This is a genomic window from Thiemannella venezuelensis (assembly GCF_014203605.1).
Classification (GTDB): Bacteria; Actinomycetota; Actinomycetes; order Streptosporangiales; family Streptosporangiaceae; genus Planomonospora_A; species Planomonospora_A venezuelensis.
Map to the genome: position 1 here is coordinate 252,973 of NZ_JACHJJ010000007.1, position 6,516 is coordinate 259,488.

Annotated in this window: 6 protein-coding genes; all 6 read right to left on the bottom strand. The window is 71.4% G+C overall.

The features are described from left to right. Positions 1–44 precede the first annotated feature (44 nt). The 6 genes from tpiA to rapZ all read right to left on the bottom strand — a co-directional run bounded on the left by tpiA (position 45) and on the right by rapZ (position 6,417). Positions 45–824 (bottom strand): triose-phosphate isomerase, encoded by a 780-nt coding sequence (tpiA, locus tag FHS22_RS13625; RefSeq protein WP_184941615.1) that lies wholly within the window; start codon positions 822–824, stop codon positions 45–47. A 3-nt stretch (positions 825–827) separates the two neighbouring features. Further along, positions 828–2,015, bottom strand: coding sequence for a phosphoglycerate kinase (locus FHS22_RS13630; protein WP_184941617.1), 1,188 nt, complete (start codon positions 2,013–2,015; stop codon positions 828–830). Beyond that, the gene (gene gap / locus FHS22_RS13635) at positions 2,015–3,019 is read right to left on the bottom strand and encodes a type I glyceraldehyde-3-phosphate dehydrogenase (protein WP_184941618.1); all 1,005 of its coding nucleotides are present in this window, start codon (positions 3,017–3,019) and stop codon (positions 2,015–2,017) included. The genes FHS22_RS13630 and gap overlap by 1 nt, the downstream gene beginning before the upstream one ends. A gap of 266 nt (positions 3,020–3,285) precedes the next feature. Continuing rightward, positions 3,286–4,266, bottom strand: coding sequence for a DNA-binding protein WhiA (whiA, locus tag FHS22_RS13640; RefSeq protein WP_184941619.1), 981 nt, complete (start codon positions 4,264–4,266; stop codon positions 3,286–3,288). A 334-nt stretch (positions 4,267–4,600) separates the two neighbouring features. Next, a complete protein-coding gene (locus FHS22_RS13645; protein WP_184941621.1) occupies positions 4,601–5,548 on the bottom strand; it encodes a gluconeogenesis factor YvcK family protein in 948 nt (315 codons plus the stop codon). Continuing rightward, positions 5,545–6,417, bottom strand: a complete 873-nt coding sequence (gene rapZ, locus FHS22_RS13650; RefSeq protein WP_184941622.1) for an RNase adapter RapZ — start codon at positions 6,415–6,417, stop codon at positions 5,545–5,547. Before rapZ ends, FHS22_RS13645 begins: the two co-directional genes overlap by 4 nt. Between the last annotated feature and the right edge of the window lie 99 nt (positions 6,418–6,516).

The following is a 6,516-nucleotide window of genomic DNA, read 5'->3' on the forward strand; positions in this document are numbered from 1 at the left end:
GAGGGTACGACCTGCTGTCAAGTCGTACCCTCCGAACGGGCCAGTCAGCCGGACATTTCACTGAACCGGCAGAGTTTGACGAACTCCCCCGGGTCGAGGCTGGCGCCGCCGACCAGGGCTCCGTCGACATCGGGCTGGGCCATGATACCGGCGATGTTGTCGGACTTGACCGAGCCACCGTAGAGGATGCGGACGGCCGCGGCCACCTCGCCGTCGTACAGCTCGGCGAGCCGGGCGCGCAGCGCCCCGCAGACCTCCTGGGCGTCGGCCGGAGTGGCCACCTCCCCGGTGCCGATCGCCCAGACCGGCTCGTAGGCGAGCACGATCGAGGCGGCCTGCTCGGCCGGGACCTCGCGCAGCGCCCCGTCGAGCTGCGCGACGCTGTGCGCCACGTGGCCGCCGGCCTGCCGGACCTCCAGGCCCTCTCCCACGCACAGGATCGGCGTGAGCGAGTGCCGGTAGGCGGCGCGCACCTTGGCGTTGACGAGCGCGTCGTCCTCGCGGTGGTACTGCCGCCGCTCGGAGTGGCCGATCGTGACGAAGGTGCAGCCGAGCTTGGCGAGCATGGCACCGGAGACCTCCCCGGTGTAGGCCCCGCCGTCGAACGCCGACAGGTCCTGCGCGCCGTACACGATCCGCAGCTTGTCGCCGTCCACCAGCGTCTGCACGCTGCGCAGGTCGGTGTAGGGCGGCAGCACGGCGACCTCGACCCTGTCGAAGTCCTTGTCGTTCAGCGCGAACGCCAGCTTCTGGACGGTGGCGATGGCCTCGAGGTGGTTGAGGTTCATCTTCCAGTTGCCGGCGATGAGGGGCTTGCGCTCCATCTGCTATGCCTCCAGGGCGGCGAGTCCGGGCAGGGTCTTGCCCTCCAGGTATTCGAGGCTGGCCCCGCCACCGGTGGAGATGTGCGAGAACCCGTCCTCGGGCAGGCCGAGCCGGCGCACGGCCGCGGCCGAGTCGCCACCGCCGACGACGGTGAACGCCTCCGAGGCGACCAACGCCTCGGCGACCGCCCGGGTTCCCCCGGAGAACGCCTCGAACTCGAAGACGCCCATCGGGCCGTTCCAGAACACCGTCCTGGCGTCGGCCAGCTTGCCCGCGAACAGCTCGCGGCTGCGCGGGCCGATGTCGAGGCCCTGCCGGTCGGCCGGGATGGCGGTGGCGTCGACCACCTCGTACTCGGCGTCCTCGGCGAACTCCACGGCCGCGAGCACGTCGACCGGGAGGACGAGCTCCACACCGCGCTCGGCCGCCTCCCGCAGGAAGCCGCGCACCTGGTCGAGCTGGTCCTCCTGGAGCAGCGACCGCCCGACCTCGAAGCCCTGCGCCTTGAGGAAGGTGTACGCCATGCCGCCGCCGATGATCAGCCGGTCGACCTTGGTGAGCAGGTTGGCGATGACCCCGAGCTTGTCGGAGACCTTCGCGCCGCCGAGCACCACGGCGTACGGCCGGGCCGGGTCCTCGGTCAGCCGCCTGAGCACCCCGACCTCGGTGGTGATCAGGCCGCCCGCGGCGTGCGGAAGGATCTCCGGCACGTCGTAGACGCTGGCGTGCCTGCGGTGCACCGCGCCGAAGCCGTCGCCGACGTAGAGCTCGGCGAGGCCGGCCAGCCTCCCGGCGAACTCCGCGCGCTCGGCGTCGTCCTTGGACGTCTCGCCCGCCTCGAAGCGCAGGTTCTCCAGCAGGGCGACCTCTCCGTCGCCCAGTCCCGCCACGACCGACTGGGCGGACTCACCCACCGTGTCGGAGGCGAAGGCGATCTCGGTCTCCAGGAGCTCGCCCAGCCGCCTGGCCACGGGGGCCAGGGAGTACTTCGGATCGGGCGAGCCCTTCGGGCGGCCCAGGTGGGCGCAGACGATCACTTTGGCGCCGCGCCCGGCCAGGTCCCTGATGGTCGGCAGGGAGGCGCGGATGCGGCCGTCGTCGGTGATGACGTCCCCCTCCAGGGGGACGTTGAGGTCGGCGCGCACGAGCACGCGCCGGCCCTTCACGTCGAGCTGGGACAGGTCCTTCATCAGAGGTCGCGGCCCACGAGCTCGATGAGGTCGCCGAGGCGGTTGGAGTAGCCCCACTCGTTGTCGTACCAGCCGACGACCTTGACCTGGTTGCCGATCACCTTGGTCAGCGGGGCGTCGAAGATGCAGGACGCCGGGTCGGTGACGATGTCGGCCGAGACGATCGGGTCCTCGTTGTAGCTGAGGAAGCCCTTGAGCGGGCCCTCGGCGGCGGCCTTGATCGCGGCGTTGACCTCCTCGACGGTGGTCTCGCGGCCGACCTCGACGGTCAGGTCGGTGGCCGAGCCGGTGGGGATCGGCACGCGCAGCGCGTAGCCGTCGAGCTTGCCCTTGAGTTCGGGCAGGACCAGCCCGATGGCCTTGGCGGCGCCGGTGGAGGTCGGCACGATGTTCAGCGCGGCGGCGCGGGCGCGGCGCAGGTCCTTGTGCGGGGCGTCCTGCAGGTTCTGGTCCTGCGTGTAGGCGTGGATGGTGGTCATCAGGCCCTTGGTGATGCCGAAGGTGTCGTGGATGACCTTGGCCATCGGCGCCAGGCAGTTGGTGGTGCAGGACGCGTTGGAGATGACGGTGTGGTTGGCCGGGTCGTACTGGTCATGGTTGACGCCCATGACGATGGTGACGTCCTCGTTCTTGGCCGGGGCCGAGATGATGACCTTCTTGGCGCCGTTCTCGGCGTGCACGCGGGCCTTGGTGGCGTCGGTGAAGAAGCCGGTGGACTCCACGACCACGTCCACGCCCAGGTCGCCCCAGGGCAGCTTGGCGGGGTCGCGCTCGGCGAAGGCCTTGATCGCCTTGCCGTCGACGATGATCTCGTCAGCGGTGCTCTTCACCTCGTACGGCAGGCGGCCGAGGATGCTGTCGTACTTGAGCAGGTGGGCGAGCGTGGCGTTGTCGGTCAGGTCGTTGACCGCAACGATCTCGATGTCCTTGCCACTGGCAGCGACCGCGCGCCAGAAGTTGCGGCCGATGCGGCCGAATCCGTTGACGCCTACGCGGATGCTCACGGTGCCGATCTCCTCGTACGTCGGTGCGCCGGCCGGTTGGACCGGCGACATGGGCGGGCTGGTACCTCATCGCGAACCCTATCGGACCCCGATTGGTTTAGACCATTGGTGGTCCCCCGTTCCCCCGCGCTCTTCTCCCCCGCCGGCGCCGTCCCCGGCGGGCTCGGCGCATGCTCCGCCCGGGCGGTGGCGGACGCACGAGAGCCGGGACCCTTCTCAGGGGTCCCGGCTCTCCCGCGTGGCCGTCGTCTGTTCCCGCGACGCCGCTACGAGGTCAGCATGTCCACCGTGAGGTTCGCCTCGGTGTTGGGGATGCCGATGTCCTGGGCGCGCTTGTCGGCCATGGCGAGCAGGCGGCGGATGCGCCCGGCGATGGCGTCCTTGGTCAGCGGCGGGTCGGCGAGCTGGCCGAGCTCCTCCAGGGAGGCCTGCTTGTGCTCCACCCGGAGCCGTCCGGCGATCACCAGGTGGTCCGGGGCCTCCTCGCCGAGGATCTCCAGCGCGCGCTGCACCCTGGCTCCGGCGGCGACCGCGGCCCTCGCCGAGCGGCGCAGGTTGGCGTCGTCGAAGTTGGCCAGGCGGTTGGCGGTCGCGCGCACCTCGCGGCGCATGCGGCGCTCCTCCCAGGCCAGCACGCTGTCGTGGGCGCCCAGGCGGGTCAGGAGCGCGCTGATCGCATCACCGTCGCGGACCACGACCCGGTCGATGCCGCGCACCTCGCGGGCCTTGGCGTGGATCTTCAGCCGGCGCGCGGAGCCGACCAGCGCGAGCGCCGCCTCCGGTCCCGGGCAGGTGATCTCCAGCGACATGGAGCGGCCGGGCTCGGTGAGGGAGCCGTGCGCCAGGAAGGCCCCCCGCCAGGCGGCCTCGGCGTCACAGGTCGCCCCGGCGACCACCTGGCGCGGCAGGCCGCGGACCGGGCGCCCGTGGTTGTCGATCAGCCCGGTCTGCCGGGCCAGCGCCTCCCCGTCGCGGTAGACCCGCACGACATAGCGGGAGCCCTTGCGCAGACCCGCGGGAGCCAGCACGAGCACCTCGGCCTTGTGCCCGAACACCTCTCCGATGTCCTTGATGAGCCGCCGCGCCGTGACGTTGGTGTCCAGCTCCGCCTCGATCACGATCCGCCCGCCCACCAGGTGCAGCCCGCTCGCGAACCGGAGCAGCGTCGACACCTCCGCCTTGCGGCAGCAAGGCTTGAGGACCGGCAGCCTGCTCAGCTCGTCCTTCACCACACCCGTCATCGCCATGCGTGTTCGTCCTCCCCCATATGAACCATTCAGAGAATCTCGATGACTCTCTTTCCCTGTTCCTGCTTCACCGACCTGCGCCCTCGGCCTCCCGCGGGGCCTACCTGGTCTTCACAGGCGTTTCACGTCTCCTTAGGGGGGACTTCCGGGCGACGTCACACCGATGCGGCCTCCCACACCGGCGCAATTCCCGCCGATGTGATCGACCCGGACCGATGGTAGCCAACGAACGTTGATCGATGCCGACGAAATCGGCTCCGCCTCCGGCCCCGCACGGCCCGGACAGACCAGGCTCACAGAAGTTTCTCGCACTCCGGGACCGATCCGGCCAGGATCATCGCTTCGCATGGAAAATCTCGTCCAGGACGGAGGCAAGACGTCGTGCATCGTGCCGCGGCGAGCCGTCCGGGGCCGCGACGTCGGCCAGCACGAGCCGCCCGCCCAGCCCGGCGGCGGCCTTCTCCAGCTCCTCGGGGTCGTCGACCACGCCGGTGTCGGCCAGCACCACGTCGATCTCCAGCGCGGGCGCGTGCCGGTGCAGCACCTCCAGGTGCTGCTGGGGGGAGAAGTCGTCGGTCTCCCCCGGCTGGGGCGCCAGGTTCAGCGTGACCAGGCGCCGGGCCCGGGTGGCGTGCAGGGCCTCGGCCAGCCGGGGCACCTTCAGGTGCGGCAGGACACTGGTGAACCACGACCCCGGGCCGAAGACCACCCAGTCGGCGTCCGCGACCGCCTGGACCGCCTCGGGGCAGGCCGGGGGGTCGGCGGGGACGAGCGAGATCGCCTGGACCCGGCCCGGGGTGAGCGCGCAGGCCACCTGGCCGTGCACGGTGCTCAGCTCGCCCTCCAGCTCCACCTCGGCGGCGATGTCGAGCGGGACCGAGGACATCGGCAGCACCCTGCCGTGGGCCCCGAGCAGCCGCCCCAGCCAGTCGAGCCCGGCGACCGTGTCGCCGAGCTTCTCCCACAGCGCCACGATGAGCAGGTTGCCGACCGCGTGGCCGTGCAGCTCGCCCTCGCTCCGGAAACGGTGCTGGACGACCTCGCTCCAGGTCCGGCCCCACTCGTCGTCGCCGCAGAGCGCGGCCAGAGCCATCCTTAGATCACCCGGGGGCACCACGCCGAGCTCGCGGCGGAGCCGCCCGCTGGAACCCCCGTCGTCGGCCACGGTCACCACCGCGGTCAGCTCGGCGGTGACCCGGCGCAGCGCCGAGAGCGAGGCATAGAGCCCGTGCCCCCCGCCCAGTGCGACGACCCTGGGATCCCTTCTCTCGGCCTCGTTCACTCCCGGCCCACATCCCGGTGGCTGACCTGCACGTCCATCCCGCCCTTGTCGCGCAGGCGGCCGGCGATCTGCTCGGCCATCGCCACGCTGCGGTGCTTGCCGCCGGTACAGCCGACGGCGAGCGTGGCGTAGCTCTTGCCCTCGCGGCTGTAGCCGGCGGCGATGATGCCCACCACCTCCTCGTAGGCGTCGAGGAGCTCCTTGGCGCCCGGCTGGCCGAGGACGTACTCCCGCACGGGGGTGTCCAGGCCGTTCATCGGGCGCAGCTCCGGAACCCAGTGGGGGTTGGGCAGGAAGCGGCAGTCGACGACCAGGTCGGCGTCGACGGGCAGGCCGTACTTGAACCCGAAGGAGACCACGTTGACCCGCAGGCCCGGCCGGTCCTCACCGCCGAAGAACGCGACTATCTTGCCGCGGAGCTCGTGGACGTTGAGGTTGGAGGTGTCGATGACCAGGTCGGCGTTGGCCCGCACGTCACGCAGGATGCCGCGCTCGCGGGCGATCCCGTCGACCAGCCGGCCGTCCCCCTGGAGCGGGTGGGGCCGGCGGACGCTCTCGAACCGGCGGACCAGCTCCTCGTCTCCGGCCTCCAGGAACACGACCCGTACGGCGACGCCCCGCCCGTCCAGCTCCTCGATCGCGGCGCTGAGGTCGGTGGTGAAGGCCAGGCTGCGCACGTCGACCACCGCGGCCACCTTGTCGGCGGCCAGCTTGACCCGGCCGGCCTCCTCCGCCATGGCGAACAGCAGCCCCGGCGGCAGGTTGTCGATGACGAACCAGCCCAGATCCTCCAGGGCCTTGGCCGCCGTGCTCCGCCCCGCCCCGGACATACCGGTGACGATGACGAACGCGGGCTCTCTCTCGCTCACGCGCCCTCCTCCGTCGGTCGCGCTCGCGACGCTGCTGCACCCATGGCTCGCTCGCTCCGCTCACTCACGAGCCCTCCTCCGTCGGTCGCGCTCGCGACG